The 24,720-nt window shown below is 58.0% G+C and carries 27 protein-coding genes; 10 read left to right on the forward strand and 17 right to left on the reverse strand.

Features of this window, described 5'->3' with window-relative positions:
* Nucleotides 1–27: 27 nt before the first annotated feature.
* The 4 genes from AACY07_RS04790 to AACY07_RS04805 are packed head-to-tail and all read left to right on the forward strand — an operon-like array spanning nt 28 to nt 2,526.
* A complete protein-coding gene (locus AACY07_RS04790; protein ID WP_339473676.1) occupies nt 28–1,197 on the forward strand; it encodes an OmpA family protein in 1,170 nt (389 codons plus the stop codon).
* Nucleotides 1,198–1,220: 23 nt separating this feature from the next.
* A complete protein-coding gene (gene pdxH / locus AACY07_RS04795) occupies nt 1,221–1,868 on the forward strand; it encodes a pyridoxamine 5'-phosphate oxidase (RefSeq protein WP_339473678.1) in 648 nt (215 codons plus the stop codon).
* Between the two features lie 27 nt (nt 1,869–1,895).
* Nucleotides 1,896–2,057, forward strand: a complete 162-nt coding sequence (locus AACY07_RS04800) for a hypothetical protein (RefSeq protein WP_339473680.1) — start codon at nt 1,896–1,898, stop codon at nt 2,055–2,057.
* Between the two features lie 4 nt (nt 2,058–2,061).
* Nucleotides 2,062–2,526 carry an outer membrane lipoprotein gene (locus AACY07_RS04805; RefSeq protein ID WP_133075861.1) on the forward strand — a complete coding sequence of 155 codons (465 nt, stop codon included), beginning with the start codon at nt 2,062–2,064 and terminating at the stop codon, nt 2,524–2,526.
* Nucleotides 2,527–2,601: 75 nt separating this feature from the next.
* Here the strand turns inward: AACY07_RS04805 and AACY07_RS04810 are convergent, their stop codons facing one another.
* Nucleotides 2,602–3,201 carry a hypothetical protein gene (locus tag AACY07_RS04810; protein WP_339473682.1) on the reverse strand — a complete coding sequence of 200 codons (600 nt, stop codon included), beginning with the start codon at nt 3,199–3,201 and terminating at the stop codon, nt 2,602–2,604.
* 95 nt (nt 3,202–3,296) lie between these two features.
* Nucleotides 3,297–4,478, reverse strand: a complete 1,182-nt coding sequence (nhaA, locus tag AACY07_RS04815) for a Na+/H+ antiporter NhaA (protein ID WP_339473684.1) — start codon at nt 4,476–4,478, stop codon at nt 3,297–3,299.
* A 249-nt stretch (nt 4,479–4,727) separates the two neighbouring features.
* Here nhaA and AACY07_RS04820 point away from each other — a divergent pair, with 249 nt between their 5' ends.
* Nucleotides 4,728–5,822 (forward strand): PLP-dependent cysteine synthase family protein, encoded by a 1,095-nt coding sequence (locus AACY07_RS04820; RefSeq protein ID WP_326425473.1) that lies wholly within the window; start codon nt 4,728–4,730, stop codon nt 5,820–5,822.
* Nucleotides 5,823–5,870: 48 nt separating this feature from the next.
* Here AACY07_RS04820 and AACY07_RS04825 read toward each other — a convergent pair whose 3' ends face one another.
* From AACY07_RS04825 to AACY07_RS04835, 3 genes are all read right to left on the reverse strand, one after another.
* On the reverse strand, nt 5,871–7,481 hold the full coding sequence (locus tag AACY07_RS04825; protein ID WP_339473686.1) for an NAD(P)/FAD-dependent oxidoreductase: 1,611 nt from the start codon (nt 7,479–7,481) through the stop codon (nt 5,871–5,873).
* Between the two features lie 90 nt (nt 7,482–7,571).
* Entirely contained in the window at nt 7,572–8,243 is a 672-nt protein-coding gene (locus AACY07_RS04830; protein ID WP_339473688.1) for a COG3650 family protein, read from the reverse strand.
* 170 nt (nt 8,244–8,413) lie between these two features.
* Entirely contained in the window at nt 8,414–9,013 is a 600-nt protein-coding gene (locus AACY07_RS04835; protein ID WP_133075855.1) for a short chain dehydrogenase, read from the reverse strand.
* 104 nt (nt 9,014–9,117) lie between these two features.
* Between AACY07_RS04835 and AACY07_RS04840 the strand changes: the two genes are divergently transcribed.
* On the forward strand, nt 9,118–10,026 hold the full coding sequence (locus AACY07_RS04840; RefSeq protein ID WP_339473690.1) for a LysR family transcriptional regulator: 909 nt from the start codon (nt 9,118–9,120) through the stop codon (nt 10,024–10,026).
* On the opposite strand, the gene AACY07_RS04845 is transcribed toward AACY07_RS04840, so the two are convergent.
* From AACY07_RS04845 to AACY07_RS04890, 10 genes are all read right to left on the reverse strand, one after another.
* Nucleotides 9,975–10,514 (reverse strand): DoxX family protein, encoded by a 540-nt coding sequence (locus AACY07_RS04845; RefSeq protein ID WP_339473692.1) that lies wholly within the window; start codon nt 10,512–10,514, stop codon nt 9,975–9,977. The genes AACY07_RS04840 and AACY07_RS04845 overlap by 52 nt on opposite strands.
* Nucleotides 10,511–11,284 carry an HvfC/BufC N-terminal domain-containing protein gene (locus AACY07_RS04850; RefSeq protein ID WP_339473694.1) on the reverse strand — a complete coding sequence of 258 codons (774 nt, stop codon included), beginning with the start codon at nt 11,282–11,284 and terminating at the stop codon, nt 10,511–10,513. Before AACY07_RS04850 ends, AACY07_RS04845 begins: the two co-directional genes overlap by 4 nt.
* Nucleotides 11,281–12,162, reverse strand: coding sequence for an MNIO family bufferin maturase (gene bufB / locus AACY07_RS04855; protein WP_445261352.1), 882 nt, complete (start codon nt 12,160–12,162; stop codon nt 11,281–11,283). The genes AACY07_RS04850 and bufB overlap by 4 nt, the downstream gene beginning before the upstream one ends.
* Before the next feature lie 18 nt (nt 12,163–12,180).
* Nucleotides 12,181–12,483, reverse strand: a complete 303-nt coding sequence (locus AACY07_RS04860; RefSeq protein WP_339473696.1) for a BufA1 family periplasmic bufferin-type metallophore — start codon at nt 12,481–12,483, stop codon at nt 12,181–12,183.
* A gap of 203 nt (nt 12,484–12,686) precedes the next feature.
* On the reverse strand, nt 12,687–13,388 hold the full coding sequence (locus tag AACY07_RS04865) for an ABC transporter ATP-binding protein (RefSeq protein WP_339473698.1): 702 nt from the start codon (nt 13,386–13,388) through the stop codon (nt 12,687–12,689).
* Between the two features lies 1 nt (nt 13,389).
* Nucleotides 13,390–14,157 carry a high-affinity branched-chain amino acid ABC transporter ATP-binding protein LivG gene (gene livG, locus AACY07_RS04870; RefSeq protein ID WP_133075848.1) on the reverse strand — a complete coding sequence of 256 codons (768 nt, stop codon included), beginning with the start codon at nt 14,155–14,157 and terminating at the stop codon, nt 13,390–13,392.
* Nucleotides 14,154–15,410, reverse strand: a complete 1,257-nt coding sequence (locus AACY07_RS04875; RefSeq protein WP_339473700.1) for a high-affinity branched-chain amino acid ABC transporter permease LivM — start codon at nt 15,408–15,410, stop codon at nt 14,154–14,156. Before AACY07_RS04875 ends, livG begins: the two co-directional genes overlap by 4 nt.
* Entirely contained in the window at nt 15,407–16,330 is a 924-nt protein-coding gene (livH, locus tag AACY07_RS04880; protein ID WP_339473702.1) for a high-affinity branched-chain amino acid ABC transporter permease LivH, read from the reverse strand. Before livH ends, AACY07_RS04875 begins: the two co-directional genes overlap by 4 nt.
* A 249-nt stretch (nt 16,331–16,579) precedes the next feature.
* On the reverse strand, nt 16,580–17,707 hold the full coding sequence (locus AACY07_RS04885; protein ID WP_339473927.1) for a branched-chain amino acid ABC transporter substrate-binding protein: 1,128 nt from the start codon (nt 17,705–17,707) through the stop codon (nt 16,580–16,582).
* Nucleotides 17,708–17,935: 228 nt separating this feature from the next.
* Nucleotides 17,936–18,070, reverse strand: a complete 135-nt coding sequence (locus tag AACY07_RS04890) for a hypothetical protein (RefSeq protein ID WP_257622696.1) — start codon at nt 18,068–18,070, stop codon at nt 17,936–17,938.
* Between AACY07_RS04890 and AACY07_RS04895 the strand changes: the two genes are divergently transcribed.
* Nucleotides 18,069–18,374: a DUF2288 domain-containing protein gene (locus AACY07_RS04895; protein WP_133075845.1), complete on the forward strand. Its 306-nt coding sequence runs from the start codon at nt 18,069–18,071 to the stop codon at nt 18,372–18,374. The genes AACY07_RS04890 and AACY07_RS04895 overlap by 2 nt on opposite strands.
* Nucleotides 18,375–18,530: 156 nt before the next feature.
* On the opposite strand, the gene AACY07_RS04900 is transcribed toward AACY07_RS04895, so the two are convergent.
* A complete protein-coding gene (locus AACY07_RS04900) occupies nt 18,531–20,543 on the reverse strand; it encodes a putative bifunctional diguanylate cyclase/phosphodiesterase (RefSeq protein ID WP_339473705.1) in 2,013 nt (670 codons plus the stop codon).
* 263 nt (nt 20,544–20,806) lie between these two features.
* On the reverse strand, nt 20,807–23,653 hold the full coding sequence (rapA, locus tag AACY07_RS04905; RefSeq protein WP_133075843.1) for an RNA polymerase-associated protein RapA: 2,847 nt from the start codon (nt 23,651–23,653) through the stop codon (nt 20,807–20,809).
* 171 nt (nt 23,654–23,824) lie between these two features.
* Between rapA and AACY07_RS04910 the strand changes: the two genes are divergently transcribed.
* The 3 genes from AACY07_RS04910 to ccoM all read left to right on the forward strand — a co-directional run bounded on the left by AACY07_RS04910 (nt 23,825) and on the right by ccoM (nt 24,642).
* Nucleotides 23,825–24,142: an aspartate-semialdehyde dehydrogenase gene (locus tag AACY07_RS04910; protein WP_339473707.1), complete on the forward strand. Its 318-nt coding sequence runs from the start codon at nt 23,825–23,827 to the stop codon at nt 24,140–24,142.
* 78 nt (nt 24,143–24,220) lie between these two features.
* Nucleotides 24,221–24,382 carry a hypothetical protein gene (locus AACY07_RS04915; RefSeq protein ID WP_219260784.1) on the forward strand — a complete coding sequence of 54 codons (162 nt, stop codon included), beginning with the start codon at nt 24,221–24,223 and terminating at the stop codon, nt 24,380–24,382.
* 149 nt (nt 24,383–24,531) lie between these two features.
* Complete coding sequence (gene ccoM / locus AACY07_RS04920) at nt 24,532–24,642, forward strand: cytochrome c oxidase subunit CcoM (protein ID WP_016779744.1); 111 nt, start codon at nt 24,532–24,534, stop codon at nt 24,640–24,642.
* Nucleotides 24,643–24,720 lie beyond the last annotated feature (78 nt).

Genomic DNA, 24,720 nt, shown 5'->3' on the forward strand with positions numbered 1-24,720 from the left:
ATTCCTAATTCATTGTGTGGATATTCAATGTCATCTAATAAGACCCTAGCTCTGGCTCTCTGCCTGGCCATTACCGGTTGCGCACAAACTCCACAGAATGACGCCGAAGGTGGCCATAAGTGGTGGCAGTTGGGCTCATCCGACCAGGCGTCGACGCCTGCCGATAAAGGCACCAGTGCTGCGGCCAAACCGGCTGACGCCAAAGCAACGCCACCCGTAGCCAAAACTGCAGCTCCCGCTGCCAAGGCTCCGACGCCAGCACCGGCTGCCAAAACACCCGCTCCAGCTGCCGCTGCCGTTGCCAAAGACAGTGGCTCCAGCTGGTGGCCATTCGGTTCTGACTCCGCCAAGAAAGACGCCCCGGTTGAAAAGGAAAAAGTGGCAGCCGTTGTCGCACCTGCTGGCGCGTCAACCTCTACCAAAAATTGGTGGTGGCCGTTCGGTGGCGATGACAAAGCGTCCAAAACTGCCCCGGTTGGCGTGATCCCGATGCCAGACCCGAAAATCACTCAAGCCTGGCTGGATGAATACGAGCCGCGCCTGCGTGTCGCGATCAAGGACACCAACCTGCAACTGGAACGCCGTGAAAACCTGCTGATCATCGTGGCTTCGGCTGACAGCTCGTTCAAGGCGACCCGTCCTGACTTGCTGATGCCGTCGATGCTGGGCCCGTTCACTCGCGTGGCCAAAGTCGTTGAAGGCGATCCAAAAACTGCCGTGTTGGTGTTGGGACATGCGGACTCTGCAGGCGCTATGGCCGCCAATACCCGTTTGAGCCTGGATCGCGCCAAGTCAGTGGCCGCCATCTTCCGCATGAGCGGTTTGCAAGGTAACCGCCTGACTTTGCGTGGCATGGGTTCTGTGATGCCGCGCGCAGCCAACGACAGCAATGAAGGTCGTGCGTTGAACCGTCGGGTTGAAATCCTGATGACGCCGCAAGCCACGATGGTCGCGCTGGTCAGCAAATACAGCCAGCCAGCCTTGTCGCCCGCTGAACTGGTTGCTGTGCAGCCTGCAGTTCCACCTTCTGTAGCCAAGAAGAGCGCAGCGGCACCGGCCAAGAAAGGTGTTGTAGCCAAGAAGGCGGCACCGGCCAAAAAAGCAGTGAAGCCAGCGCCAGCCAAGAAGCCGGTCGTGGCTAAAGCCAAAGCGGCTGCGGACAAGAAAGTTGCCGCCAACGATCAGACCAAGAACTGATTGATTCAGGGAAGGATTGCGGCATGACTCAAGCATTGGCAGATATGCGACGTGATTACACCCGTGACGGGCTGGCCGAGGCTCAAGCCCCGGCCGAGCCCTTCGCGCTGTTTCATCAGTGGTTCAACGACGCGGTCAAAACCGAACAGCCACCGGTCGAGGCGAATGCCATGACCCTGGCCACCGTCGATGCCGAGGGGCGTCCGCATTGCCGTGTGCTTTTGCTCAAAGGTCTGGATGAACAGGGGTTTACCTTTTTCACCAATTACACCAGCGCCAAAGGCCAGCAACTCGCTGAGCGCCCGTTCGCGGCCATGACTTTTTTCTGGCCAACCCTGGAGCGTCAGGTGCGCATCGAGGGGCAAGTGGTCAAGGTCACGCCCCAAGAGTCCGATGCCTATTATCAGGTTCGACCTCTGGGCAGCCGGATCGGAGCCTGGGCCTCGCCGCAAAGCCAGGTGATTGCGGATCGTGACGAGTTGGTCGGTTTGCTCAAGGCCACCGAGGCGCGGTTCAGCGACGCCCAGCCCCATTGCCCCGAGCACTGGGGCGGCTACCGGTTGTTGCCCCAGCGCATTGAGTTCTGGCAGGGGCGGCCAAGCCGTCTGCATGATCGCCTTAACTATCGGCGTGAAGGGACTGAGTGGACTCGAGAGCGCCTGGCGCCTTAAAGACGTTACTTGCGAGGGTGGCGCGCAATGCAAGATGATTATTTCGCGCTACTCTTTGCTGAAGTTTTGAAACGGCTAAACGGTTCTGTTTTTACTGTACAGACGCTGAATAAAGCCTTTTTACCCGCGCTGTACCGTGACAGGTCCCCGGCTGCGGAGTTTAATGAATCCCTGATCTTTTGGAGTTGATCCTATGCGTAAGTCTGTTCTGTTGGTTGCCGCTTTTTCTACCATGACTGTCTTGTTGGGCGGCTGCACCTCCAACCTGACCGGCGATACCTACTCCCGTGACGAAGCTCGACGTGTACAGACCGTTCGTATGGGCACCATCGTTGCCTTGCGTCCGGTGCAGATCGAAGGCACCAAGACTCCGATCGGCGCTGCAACCGGCGCTATCGTGGGCGGTGTGGGCGGCAGCGCCATCGGCGGTGGCCGTGGCAGCATCGTGACAGCTGTTATCGGCGCAGTAGCCGGTGGCCTGCTGGGTTCTGCGGCCGAATCGGGCCTGACCAAGACCCAGGGCGTAGAAATCACCGTACGTGAAGACGACGGCAGCACCCGTGCCTATGTGCAGCAGGTTGAGCCGAACCAGGTGTTCCGTACCGGTGAGCGCGTGCGCATCATGACCGTTGATGGCACCAGCCGCGTTACCCAGTAAATCGGGCGGCAGCGCTAAAACAAAACCCCGGCCAGTGCGAACTGGCCGGGGTTTTTTCATGTCCGCTGATTCAGCTCAGGACGAGTGCCTGAAGGCCTGGTCGGCCCCCGACAGCGTTATGGCGATGTGATCGAGCAAGCGTTCTGCCGTGTACTTGGGCATGGCGTCGAACGCCAGCACCACTGCCAGGCCCATCATCAGCGCTGGCCGTGGAACCTTGCTGAGGTTGTATTGCTTGACGCTAAACAAAAACACACACGCGGCAACCGAACCTATCAGTGCGCCTGCGATAGCCTCCGGCAATGGGTGAATGGTGTGGGCAACGTAATGGATGGCAAACCACCAGGTCGCCACTAAGCCGGCCCCCAGTACTGGCCAGCGCAAACGTTGATCGAGCTGTTGGCACAGCAGATTCAGCATCACGGTGAAAACCAGGCAAGCGTTCATCGCGTGTCCGCTGAAGACGGCAATGCCCAGGTCATGCAGGCCAATGCCCCAGCCCTTGAACAGGATCTTGCTCGCGCCCACGATGAGGTAGGCACACACCAGCACGCCCAACCATAGACACGCGATTTTTTTCGACGCGCCAACCCATAACCAGGCAGCAATGACCAACGCTGCCGGGAACATCACGGTGATGCCCGCGTATTGCACAATCTGAAATTTATCGACCACGTTTCCCTCTTTTGGCGGTTCAGTCGCGACAAAGGCAACGCAGATGATCTGCGTTGCCTTTGTCCGGGCCAGCCCGCTCCCGCATTAAAGCAGGGTCACGCTAATGATTGTTTGCGGCTGAAGAACAGTGTGACGGCATAGCCGATCAGCGCCGCCAGGATGGAGCCGGTCAGGATGCCCATGCGGTCCATGCCCACATACTCGCTACTGCCTGCTACGAACGCCAGTGACCCCACGAACAGGCTCATGGTGAAGCCGATGCCGCACAGGATGGCGACGCCCAGCACCTGGCCCCAGTTGGCCCCAGCGGGCAGTGATGCCATACCGGTCTTGATGGCGATCCAGGTCAGGCCGAACACACCGACGGTCTTACCGATCAGCAAGCCCGCCGCAATGCCCATCGGCACGTGACTGACGAAACTGTGCAGGCTGACACCCGCCAGCGATACACCGGCATTGGCGAAGGCAAACAACGGCAGGATCGCGTAAGCCACCCACGGATGCAGTGCATGCTCAATGGTCATCAATGGTGACGGTTCTGAGTTCTTGGTCCGCAGCGGGATACAGAACGCCAGCGTTACACCCGCCAGCGTGGCATGCACACCACTTTTGAGCACGCACACCCAGAGGATCAGGCCGATGATCATATAAGGCGCAACTTTGATCACGCCCATGCGGTTCATCGCAATCAGGGCAATCAGGCATGCCGCTGCCAGCAGCAGCGACAGGCCGGACAGTTCGCTGGAGTAGAACACCGCGATCACGATGATCGCCCCCAGATCGTCGATGATCGCCAGGGTCATCAGGAATAGCTTGAGAGACACCGGTACGCGTTTGCCAAGCAAGGCCAGCACGCCGAGGGCGAAGGCGATGTCAGTGGCCATGGGGATCGCCCAGCCGCCCAGCGCGTCGGGGTAGTCTTTGTTGATGTACCAGTAAATCAGCGCAGGCACGACCATCCCGCCGATGGCCGCGGCCCCCGGCAGCACCACTTGCGAGGGCTTGGACAGCTGGCCTTCGAGCAGTTCGCGCTTGACCTCGAGGCCGATCAGCAGAAAGAACAAGGCCATCAGGCCATCGTTGATCCACAGCAGCGAAGGCTTGGCAATTTGCAGGGCGCCGATTTGTACCGCTACCGGCACGTCCAGAAAGGCCGTGTAGTAATGGGAAAGCGGTGAGTTATTGATGATCAAAGCCAGAGCGGCCGCGGCAATCAACAGCAGACCGCTGGCAGCTTCCAACTGAAAGAAACGAGTGAAAGTACTACGCAGAGGCAAGGTCGCTCTCCATCGATTAAGTAAAAGGTGCGACACCCTAACCTGTGGGGTTAGGGGTTAAAACAAAAACTATATTCTTTTTTGTTATAAGCAGGGGTTTGCTCTCGCATCGCCAAAGAGCCTAGCAGTTGTGTGTCAAATTGAGACGGTTCTGTGCCTGTGGCGACTGTAGGAAATGCCTTAGGATTGGTCGCTGCACACCGCACGCACATGCTGTGCTTTCCCTTTTGCTATCACGAGCCACCCTCCATGAACCAAGACCGCCAGTGGGCACGCGAAGCCATTCGTACGATTGAAGCAGACTTTCAGCGCTGTGCTGACACCCATCTGATTCCTGTGTCGCTGCCGGGTTTTGCGGGTATCGAGTTGTACTTCAAGGACGAGTCAAGTCACCCGACGGGCAGCCTCAAGCACCGTTTGGCGAGGTCACTGTTTTTATATGCCTTGTGTAATGGCTGGCTAAAGGCCGGCTCACCGGTGATCGAAGCGTCCAGCGGTTCGACGGCAGTGTCTGAAGCCTATTTCGCCCGATTGCTGGGTTTGCCCTTTATTGCCGTGATGCCTGCCAGCACCTCGCCTGCCAAGATCGAGCAAATAGCCTTTTATGGTGGCCAAAGCCATTTGGTGGAAGACCCTACCCGGATACATGCCGAGTCCGAGCGGCTGGCCCGGGAAACCGGTGGCCATTTCATGGACCAGTTCACCTATGCCGAGCGGGCTACGGACTGGCGAGCGAACAACAACATCGCCGAGTCGATCTTCCAGCAACTGCGTTATGAACGTCACCCGGAGCCGAGTTGGTTGATCTCCAGCCCGGGCACGGGCGGTACGACCGCAACCCTGGGGCGCTATGTCCGATATCGCCAGCACAATACCCGCGTGCTGTGTGCCGACGCCGAACGTTCTGTGTTCTTCGACTTTTACCTGAGCGGTGATGCCAGTTTGCGACTGGACTGCGGCTCGCGCATTGAGGGTATCGGCAGGCCCAGGGTCGAGGCCTCATTTTTGCCGAAGGTGATCGACGCGATGGTCAAGGTTCCGGATGCCTTGTCCCTGGCTGCAATGCACTACTTGGCGCAGCGCATGGGGCGACGGGTCGGAGGATCGAGCGGGACGAATCTGATTGGCGCATTGATCGCGGCGCAGCAGATGGTTGCCAACGGTGAAAGCGGCTCGATTGTGGCGATTTTGTGTGATGGCGGTGAGCGGTATGCCACGACCTACTACGATGCGCAGTGGCTCAAAGCTCAGGGTTATGAACTGGACGCGTTGATCGGTGCAGTCAAAGCCTGCGTGGAGCAGGGCGCTGCGTTGCCTGAAGGGGTGTTGCGGGCAGGGCTCTGATGCGGGGTTTGTAGGAGCGAGCAAGCTCGCTCCTACTGCGTCAAAAACCTACGCTTCGATACCCAGAATGTCGCGAGCGACAGCCTCGGCAATCCGGATGCCGTCGACACCGGCCGACAGAATGCCACCTGCATAGCCTGCGCCTTCGCCTGCCGGGAAGAGGCCCTTGACGTTGAGGCTTTGCATCGACGCATCACGGGTCATGCGCAGAGGCGACGAGGTACGGGTTTCGATCCCGGTCAGAATCGCATCATGCATCGAGAAACCCTTGATCTGTTTCTCGAACGCCGGCAAGGCTTCACGGATGGCTTCAATGGCGTAGTCCGGCAAGGCCAGGGCCAGATCACCCAGGGACACACCCGGTTTGTAGGACGGCTCGACGCTGCCCAGGGCCGATGAAGGTTTGCCTGCAATAAAGTCACCCACCAGTTGCGCCGGTGCTTCGTAATTGCTGCCACCCAACACGTAGGCGTGGGCTTCCAGGCGTTCCTGCAGCTCGATACCGGCCAATGGCCCACCTGGATAGTCCTCAGGTGTGATGCCGACCACGATGCCCGAGTTGGCGTTGCGTTCGTTACGTGAGTACTGGCTCATACCGTTGGTCACAACACGACCCGGCTCGCTGGTAGCCGCAACCACGGTGCCGCCTGGGCACATGCAGAAGCTGTAGACCGAACGGCCGTTTTTGGCGTGGTGAACCAGTTTGTAGTCGGCGGCGCCCAGTTTCGGGTGGCCCGCGTACTTGCCCAGACGTGCGCTGTCGATCAACGACTGCGGGTGTTCGATCCGGAAACCTACCGAGAACGGTTTGGCTTCCATGTACACGCCACGACCGTGGAGCATGCGGAACGTCTCACGGGCGCTGTGGCCCAGGGCCAGGATCACGTGGCGCGAGTTCAGCTGTTCGCCGTCGGCCAGTACCACACCGGTCAACTGGCCGTCGTCGATCAGGACGTCAGTCACACGCTGTTGAAAACGGACTTCACCGCCCAGCGCGATGATCTGCTGGCGCATGTTTTCGACGACACCGGTCAGACGGAACGTACCGATATGCGGCTTGCTGACGTAGAGGATCTCGTCCGGGGCACCGGCTTTGACAAACTCGTGCAGCACTTTACGGCCGTGGTGCTTGGGATCCTTGATCTGGCTGTAAAGCTTGCCGTCCGAGAACGTGCCCGCGCCGCCTTCACCAAACTGTACGTTGGACTCGGGGTTGAGTACGTTTTTACGCCACAGGCCCCAGGTGTCCTTGGTGCGCTGGCGAACTTCGGTGCCGCGCTCAAGAATGATCGGCTTGAAGCCCATCTGTGCCAGCAGCAAGCCGGCGAAAATACCGCACGGACCAAAACCCACCACAATCGGGCGCTGGCTCAAGTCTTGTGGGGCCTGGCCGACGACTTTGTAGCTGACGTCTGGCGCTGGATTGACGTTACGGTCGTCCGCGAACTTGGCCAACAGCGGCGCTTCATCGCGCACACTCAGGTCGATGGTGTAGATAAAGCACAATTCGGACGATTTTTTACGCGCATCGTAGCTGCGCTTGAACAAGGTGAAATCGAGCAGGTCATCACTTTCGATGCCCAGGCGCTGCAGGATGGCAGGGCGCAGGTCTTCTTCGGGATGGTCGATCGGCAGCTTGAGTTCGGTAATTCGTAACATGACAGTGTCCAGTATCGGGGGGCCAGGTAAACCCTGGCAGAACCGCCAATTGTAAGCTGCTTCGGGGCACTATGCGGCAACAGTTGTCGGTTAGTCGTTGCGTGCGCCACCAAAATAGCCACAGCCGCGCTGGACCTGACCGTTGATCCGCAGCTCTGCACCCAGATGCTGCACGCTGCCGTCGACACTGTCGGTGCAACGTTGAGGGGCAACCCACAGCTCTATGCGTTGATTGTTGGCTTCAGTGGACAGCGAAAAACGACCGTCACCGATCTGTTCTTCAACATAAGGCAGTGCCAGGTCCGGCTGGCCTTCGCGTTTAAGCACCATGCCCTTGCCGCCGGCCTGTACTTCCCATGCCGGGCCATTGCCGTTGGCGTGTACGGTCAGTTGCTTGAAGTTAAGGTCCTGGCAGGCGTTGCTGTTGCGTTCCAGGCGATAGAGCTGTTGCACCTGGACTTCACCGTCCGCACCGGGGGTTTTGCTGGCGACAAAACTGCCGCGAATATCGGCGAACAACTTGCCCGGTTTATTGGGCATGTAAGAAGCGTCCTGCACCAGGGTGGTGTTGTCGCTGTCGCGCACTTCATAGCGCTGCTGGCCGACGCACGGTTGGAACACCAACTGATCACCGGATGAAACCAGCTCACCTTGCAGGCGGGTCAGGCCGGCGGTGGTGTCAGCTGGCTTGCTGTTGAGCAGTTGGCAGCCCGCAAACAGGGGCAGCAGGGCAAACAAAACCACGGGACGAACAGCACGCATCGTTGGGACTCCTGACTAGAGCCGCCACGTTACTCAGGCTGGCGGTGCATCACAAGAGGTTCACCTTCTGTAGTCGCTGCCGCAGGCTGCGATCAGGCCTGCGTTGATTTCGAGAAAACGGGTTGCGGAGCAACCCTTCGCAGCCTGCGGCAGCGACTACAGAACTCGGCTCAACCCACTATATAGGTCTGTCCAGTTTGCAGGCCTTCGACACTTTTGGCGTAGGCCAGAGCCACGTCTGCGCCTGCCACCGGCTTAAAACCGCGGAAGTACGGGGCGTACTTGCCCATCGCCTCTTCCAGTACCGTAGGGCTCACCGAGTTAACCCGCAGCCCCCGTGGCAGCTCGATGGCAGCCGCTTTTACAAAGCCGTCGAGTGCTGCGTTGACCAGTGCCGCGGAACTGCCCGTGCGAATCGGTTCGCGATTGATGACACCGCTGGTGAAGGTGAACGAGGCGCCATCGTTGGCAAACTCGCGACCGATCAGCAGCAGGTTGACTTGCCCCATCAACTTGTCCTGCAGGCCCAGGGCGAAGTCGCTTTCGCTCATGTCTTCCAGTGCGGCGAACTTGACGTTGCCAGCGGCACAGACCAGCGCGTCGAAGCGTCCGGTCTGTTCGAACAGGTTGCGAATCGATGAGCTGTCGCTGATATCGACCTGAAAATCGCCGCTATTGCGGCCAATACGCACGATCTCGTGGCGCGACGACAGCTCGCGATCAATGGCTGAACCAATGGTGCCGTTAGCGCCGATCAACAGGATTTTCATGGGGTGTTCCTTACAGGAAGAGGTGAGTGCTTAGTCTAGTGGTGGTTTTTTAGCGGGATAAGCGCACTAATAGGCAACCTTTGGTTTTCATATGGAAACAATCCATGAGCGAAATGGATGACTTGGCGGCGTTCGCGGTGTTGATCGACGCGGGGAGTTTTACCTTGGCCGCCCAGCAGCTGGGTTGCAGCAAAGGGCAATTGTCCAAGCGCATCAGCCTCTTGGAGGCTCAGTTTGCGGTGGTGTTGCTGCACCGCACCACACGGCGTTTGAGCCTGACGGCTGCTGGCGCAGCGTTACTGCCCCAGGCCCGGGCATTGGTCGTGCAAGTGGAGCGGGCGCGTCAGGCATTAGCCCGACTCAAGGACGATATGGCAGGCCCGGTACGTATGACCGTGCCCGTATCCTTGGGCGAAACATTTTTTGATTCGCTGCTGATGGAATTTTCCCGCGAATACCCCCAGGTGCAGATTGAGCTGGAACTCAACAACAGCTACCGCGACATGGCGCGGGGGGGCTTCGATCTGGCGATCCGTTCTCAGGTCGCCAATAACGAGCGACTGGTGGCAAAACTGGTGCTCAACTGGCAGGAGATCACCTGTGCGAGCCCGGCCTACCTTGAGCAATACGGCGAGCCAGTCACCCCGCAGCAACTGGTCGAGCACCGTTGCCTGCTCAACAGTCACTACAGCGGCCGCGAAGAGTGGCAGTACCACCTCCAGCATGAACTGCACCGTGTGCGGGTCTCGGGGCCGTTTGCCAGCAATCACTACAGCTTGCTGAAAAAAGCCGCGGTGATCGGTGCCGGCATCGCCCGCCTGCCGTCATACATGCTCAATGCCGAACTGGCCGATGGACGATTGCGCGCGTTGCTGCGTGACTATCAGACACGCAGTAACCCCATGTACCTGGTTCACCCCTATCAGGGTGGTTTGCCGAAGCGCACGCAGGTTTTGGCGGATTACCTTGCAGGCTGGTTCCGGCGCAGTGGTGAGGCCATTGACGCGCGGTAACGAAAACGTCTGGCGATCAGGTGATCAATCGACAACGCACCGGGGCCTCTGGCCATCAGGTACAACAGAATCGCGATCCATGTCCCGTGAGTGGGGTAGGCGTCCGGGTACACGAATAACTGAATGGTCAGCGTCATCCCCAGCAGTGCCAGTGCCGAAAAACGGGTGGCAAGCCCCAGCAGGATCAGCAGCGGGAAGACGTGTTCACTGAAAGCTGCTGCGTACGCGGCAATGTCCGGGGGCAGCAGCGGGAGTTTGTACTCCGTACTGAACAAGTACACCGCAGAGTCGGCCAAGTGTGGGGTATTGAGTTCAAAGGTGCCGTTCACCAGGTCGATCGCCAGGCCCTCGACTTTGGTCTGGCCGGACTTCCAGAACACCGCAGCGATAGAAAACCGTGCGACAAAGGCTATCAGCGTGTGGGGAATGCGTTGCATCAGTCCGATTAAACGGCGTATCTGGCATGTGGGCGTTGCATGGGTGTTCATGGCGAAACCTCTGCGGTGGGGTGTAGGCCGGTGATGGCGTCATGGCTGATCAGCAGCGCCAGGGCCTGGCCCAGATCAAAATCAGGGGCGGCTTCCAGAGCCTGGCAAGCGGCCAGTTCCAGGGTCCGGCCTTCCTTGAGCCCGTCCACAAACGCTGCACACCCGCAGCCGACCGCGAACACTTCCACCCGTAATCCGTTGCGTAGCACCACGGCGCTTTGAGGCTGGTGCGGGTCAAGGCCCTGGATTTGGCCCTGGTGTTGATGTGCGGTCCATAGAGCAGCTATGGCGTAGGGTGAATCCAGGCTTGCAACGCCGGGATGCAGTTGCAGGCACAGCTGGCCCAGACTGTCCGGGTTGTTGAGCGCGCGGATTAATAAGTGCGGGTCCACTGCGCAGGCGTCTGCGGCGTGAAAGGCCTGGACGCACAACCGTTCCAATCGTGCGACATCCGCCAGGTAAGGCACGCTGCTGGCAGGTGCGAAACCCTCGACAAAATCTGCGAACTGGACGCCATAGGTGCTCATTACAGGGCTTTTGGGCGGGAACTCTTGAATAAAAGCCCGCGCCATTGCCTGAAAGAAAACGTCGCCAACCAGCTGCGAAACGACCGGATAGCTCGTGGCCAGTGCGTTGATCAGGCCACTGTGGACATTGTTGCGATAAACCGCAAAACGACGCTCAATGTCGCCGTTATGGCAGGAAATACCTTGCGGGTAAGGCGTATCAGGATCGAGCAGCGCTGCGCTGAAAGCCTCTTGCATATTCATGGTTGCACCTGTGTGCTGCTCAGGTAGTGCTCGGCAAGTTGTGCTTCCTTGACGAGTTCGGCGAGTGCAGGCAGATGGTTGTCGCGCTCGATCAGGGTGGCCATTGGGCCCGTCCGCTCCAGTGCTTGTCGGTACAGCGTCCACACGACTTGATCGACGGGTGATCCGTGGTTGTCGATAAGCAGTCGCTCGCCAAGGCTGTCGGACTCTTCGGCAAAACCTGCCAGATGAATCTCTCCAACAGCCCGCAGTGGCAATGCATTGAGGTAGGCCAGGGGATCACGGGCGTGGTTGATGCAGGACACGTACAGGTTGTTAACGTCCAGCAATAGGCCACAACCACTGCGGGTGATGACTTCGTGGATGAAGTCGGCCTCGTCGAAATGGGCCTCGTCGAACTCAATATAGGTGGCGGGGTTTTCCAGCAGGATCTGGCGCTGCAACAGGTTCTGGACCTGATCAATGTGCGCGCATACCCGCGTCAGCGTGGCGGTGTCATAACGCAAAGGCAGCAGGTCGTTCAAAAAATACGGCCCGTGGGAAGACCATGCCAGATGTTCGGAAAACATCTGGGGCCGGTAGCGGTCGAGCAATGTGCTCAAGCGTTGCAAATGTTCGGGATTGAGCGGGCTTTGGCCCCCGATCGACAGACCGACGCCGTGAATCGACAGGGGATACTGTTCGCAAATCAGGCTCAGGTAGTGGTGGAACGGACCTCCGGCAACCATGTAGTTTTCGGCGTGTACTTCAAAGAACCCGACGTCAGGCCGGGTGGCGAGTACATCCTGGAAATGTTCGGCCTTGAGCCCCAGCCCCGCACGCGGCGGGAGCTGGGGCGCACGAGGCGCGATGAGCGAAGCAAGCGGGCTGTGCATCATCAGCACTCAGTGTGCGAATCAGGATTTGGCTTTGTAGGCAGCCATTTGGCCAAAGCCGGTAGGCGATGTGCTGCTGGAGGTTGTTTCGCAGGTGCCTTTTGGTACGAGCTTCCAGGCATTGGCCTGATTGTCTACCTTGGCGGTTCCTGCACAGGTAGTGCCTGCCCCTGCGGCGCAATCGTTATGGCCTTTCATGGCAACCCCGAAGCACTTCTCCATATCGCCAGCAGCCTGAGCGGGCAGGGCGGCGATGCTCAGGGCGGAACCCAGAGCAAGTGCCAGTGCAGCGGCGGACAGGGTGCGGGTAGTTTTGCTGTTCATGGTGATTCTCCAGATCCCGGTAGCGATTGCTGCCGGCTTACCCAACTAGAGAAACGAGGGGGGCAGTTGTTACAACGCACCTGAATTATTTTTTGGTTTTTAACTGCAACCTCCCCCCGTTCCTGCGGCAGCGGCTACAGAAAGCCCGGTAGGGGGCAATAAAAAACGGCCCCGAAGGGCCGTTTTTTGTGTCGCAGGCAGCATTAGCCACCCAGATAGGCGTCACGCACTTTTGGATCGTTGAGCAGTTGCTCGCCGGTGCCTTGCATGACGACCCGGCCGTTTTCCAGCACGTAGGCGCGGTCAGCGATTTTGAGCGCCTGGTTGGCGTTTTGCTCCACCAGAAACACCGTTACACCCTCATCACGCAGCTGTTCGATGATGTCGAAAATCTGTTGAATGATGATCGGGGCCAATCCTAGCGATGGTTCATCCAGCAACAACAGCTTGGGCTTGCTCATCAGCGCACGGCCAATGGCGAGCATTTGCTGCTCACCACCGGACATGGTGCCACCCCGTTGTGTGAAACGTTCTTTCAGGCGCGGGAACAAGTGCAGAACCTTATCCATTTGCTCTTCGTATTCCTGCTTCTCGGTAAAGAATCCGCCCATGGCGAGGTTCTCTTCCACAGTCAAACGAGCAAACACCCGGCGCCCTTCAGGTACAACAGCGATGCTTTTGCGCATGATCTGCGCCGAGCTCAACCCCACCAGTTCCTCGCCCAGATAACGAATGCTGCCGCTGTGGGCTTGCGGGGAACCGCACAAGGTCATCATCAGGGTCGATTTGCCAGCACCGTTGGCGCCGATCAGGGTGACGATCTCGCCCTGGCGCACTTCGACGTTGACGCCGTGCAGGGCCTGGATCTTGCCGTAAAAGGTCGAAACGTTTTCAAATTGCAGCATTTTACGCTTCCCCCAAATAGGCTTTGATCACTTCAGGGTTGTCGCGGATCTGTTCCGGCGTCCCGTCAGCCAAAGGCGTGCCCTGGTTGATCACCACGATATGGTCGGAAATGCTCATGACCAGTTTCATGTCGTGCTCAATCAACAGCACGGTAGCGTTGTGCTCATTGCGCAAAACGCTGATCAGCGCTTTGAGGTCTTCGGTTTCCTTGGGGTTCAGCCCTGCCGCCGGTTCGTCGAGCATGAGGATGCGCGGGCGCGTCATCATGCAGCGGGCGATTTCCAGGCGTCGTTGCTGGCCGTATGCCAGGGTGCCCGCCGGGCGGTTGGCGAACTCGGTCAGGTTGACCTTGTCCAGCCAGTACGCGGCGTAATCCAGGGCTTCACGTTCGCTTTTACGGAATGAAGGAGTTTTGAACAGGCCCGACAGAAAGTTGGTGTTGAGGTGGCGATGCTGGGCAATCAGCAGGTTCTCAACGGCTGTCATGTCTTTGAACAGACGCACGTTCTGGAAGGTACGAACCACGCCTTTGCGCGCGATTTCATGACCCGGCAGGCCTTCAATCGACTCACCATCGAGCACGATGCTACCGGCAGACGGCTTGTAGAAACCGGTCAGGCAGTTGAAGACCGTGGTCTTGCCGGCACCGTTAGGGCCGATCATCGACACAACCTGTTTTTCCTTGACGGTCAGGGCCACGCCATTCACCGCCAACAAGCCGCCAAAGCGCATGCTCAGGCCGCTGACTTTCAGTAACTCGCGGCTCATTTTCGCAGCTCCAGGTGAGGACGTTGCATGGGCAGAAGACCTTGCGGGCGCCAGATCATCATCAGCACCATCAGTGCTCCGAACAGCAGCATCCGGTATTCGCTGAATTCACGCATCATCTCTGGCAGCAGGATCATCACCACGGCTGCCAGGATCACGCCCAGTTGCGAGCCCATGCCACCCAGTACCACGATGGCCAGAATGATCGCCGATTCAAGGAAGGTGAACGACTCAGGCGTCACCAGGCCCTGGCGTGCAGCAAAGAAGCTGCCGGCGAAACCTGCGAAGGTAGCGCCCAGGGTGAAGGCGGAAAGCTTGATCACGGTCGGGTTCAGGCCCAGAGCGCGGCAGGCGATTTCGTCTTCACGCAGTGCTTCCCATGCGCGACCGATTGGCATGCGCAGCAGGCGGTTGATCACGAACAGCACCAGCAGGACCAGCACCAACGCGATCAGGTACAAGAAAATGACCTTGTTGATCGAGTTGTAGGCAATGCCAAAGTACTCGTGAAAGGTTTGCATGCCCTCTGCAGCGGTTCTGTCGAAGCTGAGGCCGAACAACGTTGGTTTCGGGATGTTGCTGATACCGTTGGGGCCGCCAGTGAGGTCGGTCAGGTTACGCAGGAACAGACGGATGATTTCACCGAAGCCCAGGGTCACGATGGCCAGATAGTCACCGCGTAAGCGCAGCACCGGGAAACCGAGCAGGAAGCCAAAGGTAGCGGCCATCAACCCGGCCAGCGGCAGGCAGATCCAGAAGCTCAGGCCGAAGTAATGGGCGAGCAGCGCGTAGGTGTAGGCACCCACGGCATAGAACCCCACATAACCCAGGTCAAGCAGACCGGCCAGTCCGACCACGATGTTCAGGCCCAGGCCGAGCATCACGTAGATCAGGATCAGCGTGGCAATGTCCACGGCACCGCGCGAACCATAGAAAGGCCAGATCAGGGCAACCACGACCAGACCGAGAATGATCCAGCGCTGGGTGCTGGGCAGGGTCAGGAAGTTGGTGGCCTTGACAGGCACTTTTGGCAGGCTGGGAGAGTTCTTCCAGGCTGAGGTCAGTTGCTGGTTGAACAACACGCGCACAAACATCAGCAAGGAGCAGATCGCGATCACGCTCAGGGTAAAGGTGCTGGTGTTGTGAACTTCGATGTTGATCCCGACGATAGTCAGTTTCAGGCCGAGTACCGGGTAGGCGACGGCCCAGACCAACAAGGCGCTGAAGAGCGCCGACTTAAGATTCCTAGTCATACTTTTTCAATCTCCGGACGCCCCAGAATGCCGGTCGGACGGAACAGCAGCACCAGCACCAGCAAGCCAAAAGCCACTACGTCTTTGTACTGGTCGCCGAAGATATCGGCACCAAAGGCTTCAGCTACACCGAGTACCAGGCCACCGAGCATCGCGCCAGGAATGCTGCCAATACCGCCCAATACCGCAGCGGTGAAGGCTTTAAGGCCCACCAGGAATCCTGCGTTAGGGTTGATTACGCCGTACTGGACACTGATCAACACCGCCGCAACGGCTGCCAGGGCAGCACCGATCACGAAGGTCAGCGCAATGACGTTGTTGGTATTGATACCCAGCAGGTTGGCCATTTTCATGTCTTCGGCACAGGCGCGGCAGGCGCGTCCCATGCGTGAGCGAGAGATGAACATAGTCAGGCCAAGCATTGCGAGGAAGGTGACGACGAAAACCACGATTTGCATGTAGGAGACGATAACTTCACTAGCGCCTCCAGGACCAAAGGTGAAGCCGCCGGGGATCAGGTTAGGGATCGATTTGTCTTTTGAGTCCTGTGCCAGTAGTACGGTGTTTTGCAGGAAGATCGACATGCCGATGGCAGAAATCAACGGGATAAGGCGGTTACTGCCGCGCAAAGGACGGTAGGCAACCCGCTCGATGCTGTAGCCGTAGGCGCTGGTGACCACGATGCTGGCGATAAACGCGGCAGTCAGCAGGAGTGGCACGCTGTCCAGACCCATCATGGTCAAGCCTGCGATGGCGATGAACGCAATATAGGAACCAATCATGTACACCTCGCCGTGGGCGAAGTTGATCATTCCAATAATGCCGTAAACCATCGTGTAGCCGATGGCGATCAGGGCATAAGTGCTGCCAACGTTGAGGCCGTTAACCAGCATTTGGAAGAAGTGATAGATGTCAGGCATTACAAAGCTCCTAAAAACCTGAGACGCATTTCACTGGTGGAGTCATTTTCCGGCCCGGGCTGTATGGGTATTCACCCACTTGGAGCACGGGTCTTCTGCCAGCGAACCGCTGGTGACGGTTTTAAAGATTTTCAGGTGGGCAGACTTTCGGATCACGAAAGCGCAGCCCCATTTCCACGAACCAAGGACCCGTAAAACAAAACCCACCGCTTGTGCAGTGGGCTTTGTTGTCAGGTCGGGAACCGACCCTTACTGAGGGCTTACTTCAGTTTTAGGCTTGCCGAAGTGCCATTCGTAAACCACGAACTTGAAATCTTCCACGTCGCCTTTGGCGTCAAATTTCAGGTTGCCGGTTGGGGTTTTGTAAGTGCCTTTGTGGATAGCTTCAGCGACTTTGGTTGGGTCTTCGCTTTTGGCTTGCTCGATACCGCCGGCAATCACTTCAACCGCTGCGTAAGCCGGGAACACGAATGGGCCGGTAGGATCTTGTTTCTTGGCAGCAAAGGCTTCAACCAGAGCCTTGTTGGCCGGGTCGGCGTCGAATGCTTTTGGCAGGGTAACCAGCAGGCCTTCGGAAGCGCCCTGGGCGATTTGCGAGATGGACTCGTTGCCCACGCCTTCTGGGCCCATGAACTTGGCGTTCAGGCCTTTCTCTTTAGCCTGGCGCAGGATCAGACCCAGCTCAGGGTGGTAGCCGCCGTAGTAGACGAAGTCGACGTTGGCTTGCTTGAGCTTGGCAATGACAGAGGAATAGTCTTTTTCGCCAGCGTTGACGCCTTCAAAGACAGCGACCTTGACGCCTTTGTCTTCCAGGGTCTTTTTAACGGCGGAGGCGATGCCTTCACCGTATTGCTGTTTGTCGTGCAATACCGCGACGATTTTCGGTTTCACGTGATCAGCGATGTAGTTACCGGCTGCAGGGCCCTGGGCGCTGTCCAGACCGATGGTACGGAAGATCATTTTGTAACCGCGGGCGGTGATTTCCGGGCCGGTGGCGGCCGGGGTAATCATGATGATGCCTTCGTCTTCGTAAATGTCCGAAGCAGGCTGAGTGGAGCTGGAGCACAGGTGGCCGACTACAAATTTGATGCCGTCATTGACGACTTTGTTGGCCACGGCAACCGCTTGTTTCGGGTCGCAGGCGTCATCGTAGTCAACGGCTTCAAGTTTTTTGCCATCAACACCGCCTTTGGCGTTGATTTGTTCGATGGCCATTTTTGCGCCAGCAAACTGCATGTCGCCGTACTGCGTCAGAGGCCCGGTTTTAGGGCCGGCGATACCGATCTTGATGGTGTCTGCGGCAAATGAATGGCTGGCAAACCCGGCCAAAACCATAGCGGCAAACAGTTTAGTAATCTGCTTCGTAGCCATCTTTATTGGTGCTCCACTCTTCTGTTGTAATTTTTATAGTCCTGGAAGCCAAGGCAGCCGGACCGGGTCTTCTTCTTAGCGAAATGCCCGGTCAATCCCCCCTGCAACTGTACCGGTACAGTGTAGAGCGCCGGTTTAGCGCTTGAATAGCGGGCTGCCGGGGGAATAAACAGGAAATGTCGCTTAAACGTAAGAAAGAGACAGAATAGCGGCGGATTAGGCTGTTGATAGTTATCAGAATGTTGCCAGATCAACGCGGCGGTCCTGTGCCTTCTGCTCTTTCTTCGTTCCTTTGCCTGAAAAACCGGGTTTTTCTACCGGGTGTGCGGCGTTATCATTGCGCCGATTTTTTTTCCCGGTGAAACCCATGAACGAAGAACCTAGCACCCTCTATGCCAAGCTGCTTGGCGAGACCTCAACTATTGAATGGAAAGCCTTGCAGCCCTTCTTCGCCAAAGGTGATTTGCTGTGGGTTGAACCTGAGCTGGACTTGATTGAAGCGGCGCAGGCCGTGACTCAGGATGATGCAGAGAAAGTCGCGGCCTGGATGGCGTCTGGTGTTCTTGGCAAGATGACTGAGGCGCAGGCGCTAGACGTTCTTGAACGTGACCCGCAGCTCTGGGCAGTCGTGGTTTCACCTTGGGTGATGGTCCAGGAAAGGGCGAAAAAATAGCTGCGCGCACCAAGCTGGGGCAATTATTTGCACTGATTTGAAGAGCCCGGAGTGTGTAGCTGAGTAACCCGGCTACAGGTAGTGGCAATTTGCCGTAGAGAAACGCCACAGTTGGTACTGTGGCGTTTTTTTTTGGGCTGCAGGGCAGCTGTGCTGCTACTGGCCGGTGAATACAAATGTGGTGTGGTCCGGTGCGGGCACCGGGCGTTTGTCGAGCTGTTCGAGAGTTTCTTGCAGTGCCTCGAAGGGGACTGGGCGACTGAGCAGATAGCCCTGGATAAAGTCGCAGCCGAACTGTTCAAGAAACTCGAACTGCTGGGTGGTCTCCACACCTTCGGTGACGACTTGCAGGTGCAGGGTGTGGGCCATGAGGATAATGGCCTGGACGATTTCCATGTCCTGGCTGGAGCTCGGTATGTCCTGGATAAACGAACGGTCAATTTTCAAGGTGTTGAGTGGCAGGCGCTTCAGGTAGGCCAGGGATGAATAACCGGTGCCGAAATCATCAATGGACAGTGACACGCCAAGTGCCCGGATCTGTCGCAACAGCTGGGAGGTGCTGCTCAGGTTGCACATCAGGGCGTTTTCCGTGACTTCCAGTTCCAGTCGATGGGCAGCAATGCCTGATGTGCGAAGAGCGCTTTCGATTTCGTCTGCCAGCTCAACCCGCACCAGATTGCGCGCCGAACAATTCACGGCAATCCCCAAATGTGCCCACCCCTGGCGGGAAAGGGCGGCAAGGTCATGACAGGCTTTGCGCAGCACCCAGTGGTCCAGTTCGGCGATTAGCCCGTTGGCCTCGGCGATGTTGATAAAACGGTCCGGACCGAGCAAGCCATGTTCGGGATGCTGCCAGCGCACCAGGGCCTCGAGTTTGGCGACGCGGCCATGTTTGAGGTCAAAGATGGGCTGGTAATGCAGAAGCAGCCCTTTGTCTTCATTGAGCGCGTTACGCAGTTCTTCCTCGATCTGCAGTTCCAGCGAGGCCCGGGTTTTAAGATTAGGGCTAAAAAAGTTCAGGTTGTTACGCCCGCACCCCTTGGACTGATAAAGCGCCAGGTCGGCATGCTTGAGCAGTTCGGCACAGTTTGTACCGTCATCCGGAAACACACTGATGCCAATGCTGGTGGTCATCACCATCTGTCTTCCTGACAGCTCGATGGGCTCTTTGAGTTTGAGCATGATGCGCTGGCCCATGCTTTGCGCTTCTTCGCGGTGCTTCAGGTTGATCAAAATACAGAACTCGTCACCGCCAAAGCGGGCAACGACATCATTGTGGCTGCGGGTGGCATGTTTGATGCGCGCGGCGATGACCTTCAGCAATTCGTCGCCCGCATCGTGGCCCAGGCTGTCATTGATGCGTTTGAAGTGGTCAATGTCGAGGAACATCACGGCCAACTTGCTGGTATTGGCAGTGCATTCAATGAGCTTTTCAGCAAATAGCTGGTTGAAACCACGTCGATTGATCAGGTTGGTCAACGGATCGTAATGGGCCACTTGCTGCAATGACGCGCGCGCCTGGTCGAGTTGACTGAGCAATGCGTTGACCCGCCTCAGGTCGCGTTCCTTGAGTTGCAGCTTTTTGTCGACGATCGCTGCACTGATGCAACTGCCAATCAACAACAGGGCAATCAGGGCAGCCACCAGCGCCAGTTGCCAGTTCTTGCTGTCCGTACCTGAATGGCTCACCACCGGGTCGCCCACGGCCGACATGCTGATGAAGTAAGCGCAGAGCAGGGTGCCGGCTGCCGTCATGCACAGGGCAAATTTGGTCAGTTGATGAAACAAACCGCTACGTGAACGCCAGATCGTGATGCGAGTGAAAACGTGCACGATCACCAGGGCCGCGAGCAGGGATATCAGTAAGGAGCCAATGGCTATTGCGAGGCTGTAGCGAGATTCAAGAGGGGACTCCAATGCCAGCAGGCAGATGGTGTGCATGGCCCATATGCCGGTCGCCAGGCAACCGACACTGATCCATCGCCAAAGGGTCTTGGCAGCGGTTTTTTCTGCATGGGCGCAGCGGTCGAGCAGATCCAGCGTGGCCAGGCAGGCAGTACAGGCGACCAGCCAGGCGACGAATACCAGATAGGGGCTATAGCCGCCGATTAACAGCAGTTGTGCGTTTTCTGAAGGCTCAACCGCAAGTTGCAACCCTAGCCTTTCCATTGCACGCCTCGGCAATCCTGATGTGCTAGTCGAAAGTTGCTAGCTTGGGATCGAGTATAGAGGCTGAATAGAGCGAGGCAGGCGTGATGGCAAAATGATAGCGATCATTTTGTTATTAGGGCGGGGGTTTATAGTCAGTTACGTCAGATCGGAGCTGTCAAAGATGTGGGAGCGGGCTTGCTCGCGATAGGATCAACGCGGTGATTCAGTTTCACCACATTGATCCTATCGCGAGCAAGCCCGCTCCCACAGGTCTTGGGTTTTTAACCCGCTACCAGCACGCGAATGGCTTCAAGGCGCAGGGCTGCTTTTTCAAGCATGGCCAGGCTTTGTTCGCGTTGCTTGCGCAAGGCAACCAGTTCGCTGTCCCGAACGCTAGGGTTGACCGCTTGCAGGGCAGTCAAACGTGCCAGTTCTTCTTCGGTATCGGCTGCCAGGCGGCGTTGCGCTTCGGCCACGCGCTCTGCGTGGCGGGGGGCGATCTTGGCTTCACCGGCGTTGATCTTCGGCGTCAGCTGGTCGCGCTGGGCCTGGACGAACTTGTTGGCGCTGGCACGGGGCACGCTTTCCAGTTGCTCGTTGAGCGTGTCGAACGCCACGCGTGACGACAGGTCATTGCCGTTGGCGTCGAGCAGGCAGCGCAGGGCAGCAGGGGGCAGGTAGCGACCCAATTGCAGGGAGCGCGGGGCAACCACTTCGCTGACGTAAATCAGCTCCAGCAGCACGGTGCCAGGCTTGAGGGCCTTGTTCTTGATCAGGGCGACGGCGGTGTTGCCCATCGAGCCTGACAGTACGAGGTCCATGCCGCCTTGCACCATCGGGTGTTCCCAGGTGATGAACTGCATGTCTTCGCGCGACAGGGCCTGGTTGCGATCGTAGGTGATGGTGACACCTTCGTCGTCGCCCAGCGGGAAGCTGGCGTCGAGCATTTTTTCGCTTGGCTTGAGGATCAGCGCGTTCTCGGAATGGTCTTCGCTGTCGATGCCAAAGGCGTTGAACAGGGTTTCCATGTAGATCGGCAGGGTGAACTGGTCGTCTTGTTCAAGAATCGCTTCAACCAGGGCTTCGCCTTCGCCCGAGCCGCCGGAGTTAAGCTCCAGCAAGCGGTCACGGCCAGTGTGCAGTTCCTGTTCGAGACGCTCGCGCTCAAGGCGTGCTTCGTCGATCAGCGCTTGCCACTCGTGATCGTCCGCAGCTTCAAGCAACGGCAGCAGGCGTGGGCCGAACTGGTGTTGCAGGGCGTTGCCGGTCGGGCAGGTATTGAGGAAGGCATTCAGCGCTTCGTGGTACCACTGGAACAGGCGCTGTTGCGGGCTGGTTTCAAGGTACGGCACGTGCAGTTCGATAATGTGCTTCTGACCGATACGGTCCAGACGGCCGATACGCTGCTCCAGCAAGTCCGGGTGGGACGGCAGGTCGAACAGCACCAGGTGGTGGGCGAACTGGAAGTTGCGGCCTTCACTGCCGATTTCGGAACAGATCAGTACTTGAGCGCCGAACTCTTCATCTGCGAAGTAGGCCGCAGCGCGGTCGCGCTCAAGAATATTCATGCCTTCGTGGAAGACGGTTGCAGGAATGCCGGAACGAACGCGCAGGGCGTCTTCCAGATCCATTGCGGTTTCGGCGTGGGCGCAAATGACCAGCACTTTGGTGCGCTTGAGCATTTTCAGGGTGTCGGTCAGCCACTCAACCCGAGGATCAAAGCGCCACCAGCGCTCTTCATCGCTGGCGTCAGGCTGGGACTGGAAGCTGACTTCCGGGTACAGCTCGGCGTGTTCGCCCAGCGGCAGCTCCAGGTATTCGGCCGGGCACGGCAGCGGGTAAGCGTGCAGTTTGCGCTCCGGGAAACCCTGGATCGCAGCGCGGGTGTTACGGAACAGGACGCGGCCGGTGCCGTGGCGGTCAAGCAGCTCGCGCACCAGGCGGGCGCTGGCCTCTGCATCGCCATCATTGACGGCGGCCAGCAGGGTATCGCCTTCGGCACCGAGGAAGCCGTGGATGGTCTGGTGGGCTTCAGGTGACAGGCGGCCCTTATCCAGCAGCTCCTGTACGGCTTGAGCAACCGGGCGATAGTTTTCGCTCTCGGCGCGGAAAGCGGCCAGGTCGTGGAAGCGGTTAGGGTCCAGCAGGCGCAAGCGCGCAAAGTGGCTGTCCTGACCCAGTTGCTCTGGTGTTGCGGTAAGCAGCAGTACGCCCGGGATTACGCCGGCGAGCTGTTCAACCAGGCCGTACTCGGGGCTGACGTTGTCTTCATGCCACACCAAGTGGTGCGCTTCGTCGACCACCAGCAGATCCCAGTCGGCATCAAACAGCGCAGCCTGGGCCTTGGGGTCGTCAACCAGCCATTCCAGGGCAATCAGCGCCAGTTGGCAGTCTTCAAACGGGTTGCTGGCATCGCTTTCGATAAAGCGTTCTTCATCGAACAGCGCCACTTCAAGGTTGAAGCGGCGACGCATTTCAACCAGCCATTGGTGCTGCAGGTTTTCCGGGACTACGATCAAGACGCGGTTGGCGCGGCCACTGAGCAGTTGGCGGTGAATCACCAGACCGGCTTCAATGGTTTTGCCCAGGCCCACTTCGTCAGCCAGCAAAACCCGTGGAGCGATGCGGTCAGCCACTTCGCGGGCAATGTGCAGTTGGTGTGCAATGGGTTGCGCACGCACGCCACCCAGGCCCCACAGCGGCGATTGCAGCTGACGGCTGGTGTGCTCAAGGGTGTGGTAGCGCAGCGAGAACCAGGACAGCGGGTCGATCTGGCCGGCGAACAACCGGTCGCTGGCCAGGCGGAACTGGATAAAGTTCGACAGTTGGGTTTCTGGCAGGGTGACGGCTTCGTTTTGCTCATTGAGGCCGTGGTAGACCATCAGGCCGTCAACGTCCTCGACTTCGCGCACGGTCATCTTCCAGCCTTCGAAGTGGATGATGGTGTCACCTGGCGAGAACCGAACACGCGTCAGCGGTGCGTTGCGCAGCGAATATTGGCGGGTTTCGCCAGTGGCCGGATAGAGCACGGTCAACAAGCGACCGTCCTGTGCCAGAACGGTGCCTAAACCTAGCTCTGCTTCGCTGTCACTAATCCAGCGTTGCCCCGGTTGATACTGCTGCGCCATGCTGCCTGACTCCCGCTTTGAAAAAGCCGAGTATATTAACGGATCAGTGGCCCCAGTCCAAAGGACTCTCATAAAAAGCTGCCCGGCACAAAAGAAGCCCCGGCAGTTATCGACGAACGGCTCACCTCGACGGGTTGTCGCCGACAGCCTGAAGACAGGAGAACAATCACCATGTTGCCGTCCATCTTGCCTCTTGGCGTTGTACCCGTGACCTCCGGACAGGACCCTGTACGTCCTCGCCCCGAGATTCCCCCCGTTGCACCTGCGCAAGCCAGTTCCAGTGAATGTGCAATTGACCTGAAGTACAGCGATGCCGATCAGACCACGCTGCTGTTGCGCGAGGAGCAACAACGTCAGCATGACAAGCGTCGTCGTGAAGCGCGGGAACAGGAAGGCGCAGCGCAAGAAAACGCTGATGACAGTGCGCCGGTAGCGCCCGTGATTGATGGCATGCAGCGTCAGGGGTTGTGGGTCGATATCAAGGTGTAGGAGGTTTTTTCTGGTCAGCGCTGAGCTTGCATCGCATTATTGGCGTACTGAAACACACTGACAGTGGTCTGATTTTTTATGAGCCAAGACACCAAACTGGTCGATCTGGGCGCCGAGCGCGCCAAGCGGGTCCACGACCTCAATGAAAAGCGCTTGAACGAAGTGCGCAATGCGTTCGAACAGGCAATGCCGTTGGCAAAAGCTGCGAAAAAGCCGAAGAAAAAACCGAAAAAGCGCTGAACTGCCCGTTTTCGATGATCTGAGTCAACCAAGTCCCTCAATTGACAGCTGGCCGTGGATCACTATTGATCCCGGTCAAGTTGTGCGCCTGCGCGAGTGGTTAATCTAGCTTCAACAGACAAACAATCAGACTTGCGCAGGAGGCCGTCATGTTTCTCGATAATGTGGTTATCGCCGGAGTTCTTACCGTCGGCCTCATGGTTTTGTTTTTCGCAGGTCTGGGCATTTTTATCTGGAAAGACTCCCAGAAGCGCAAATAGCGCCGAGTCTTTACAGAGCATGAGCACGCAAGGCATTTTGGGCGACTTCGGTCGCCTATTTTTTTGCCTGTAAAAAGA

It is taken from the genome of Pseudomonas sp. RL_5y_Pfl2_69 (genome assembly GCF_963970465.1).
Classification (GTDB): domain Bacteria; phylum Pseudomonadota; class Gammaproteobacteria; order Pseudomonadales; family Pseudomonadaceae; genus Aquipseudomonas.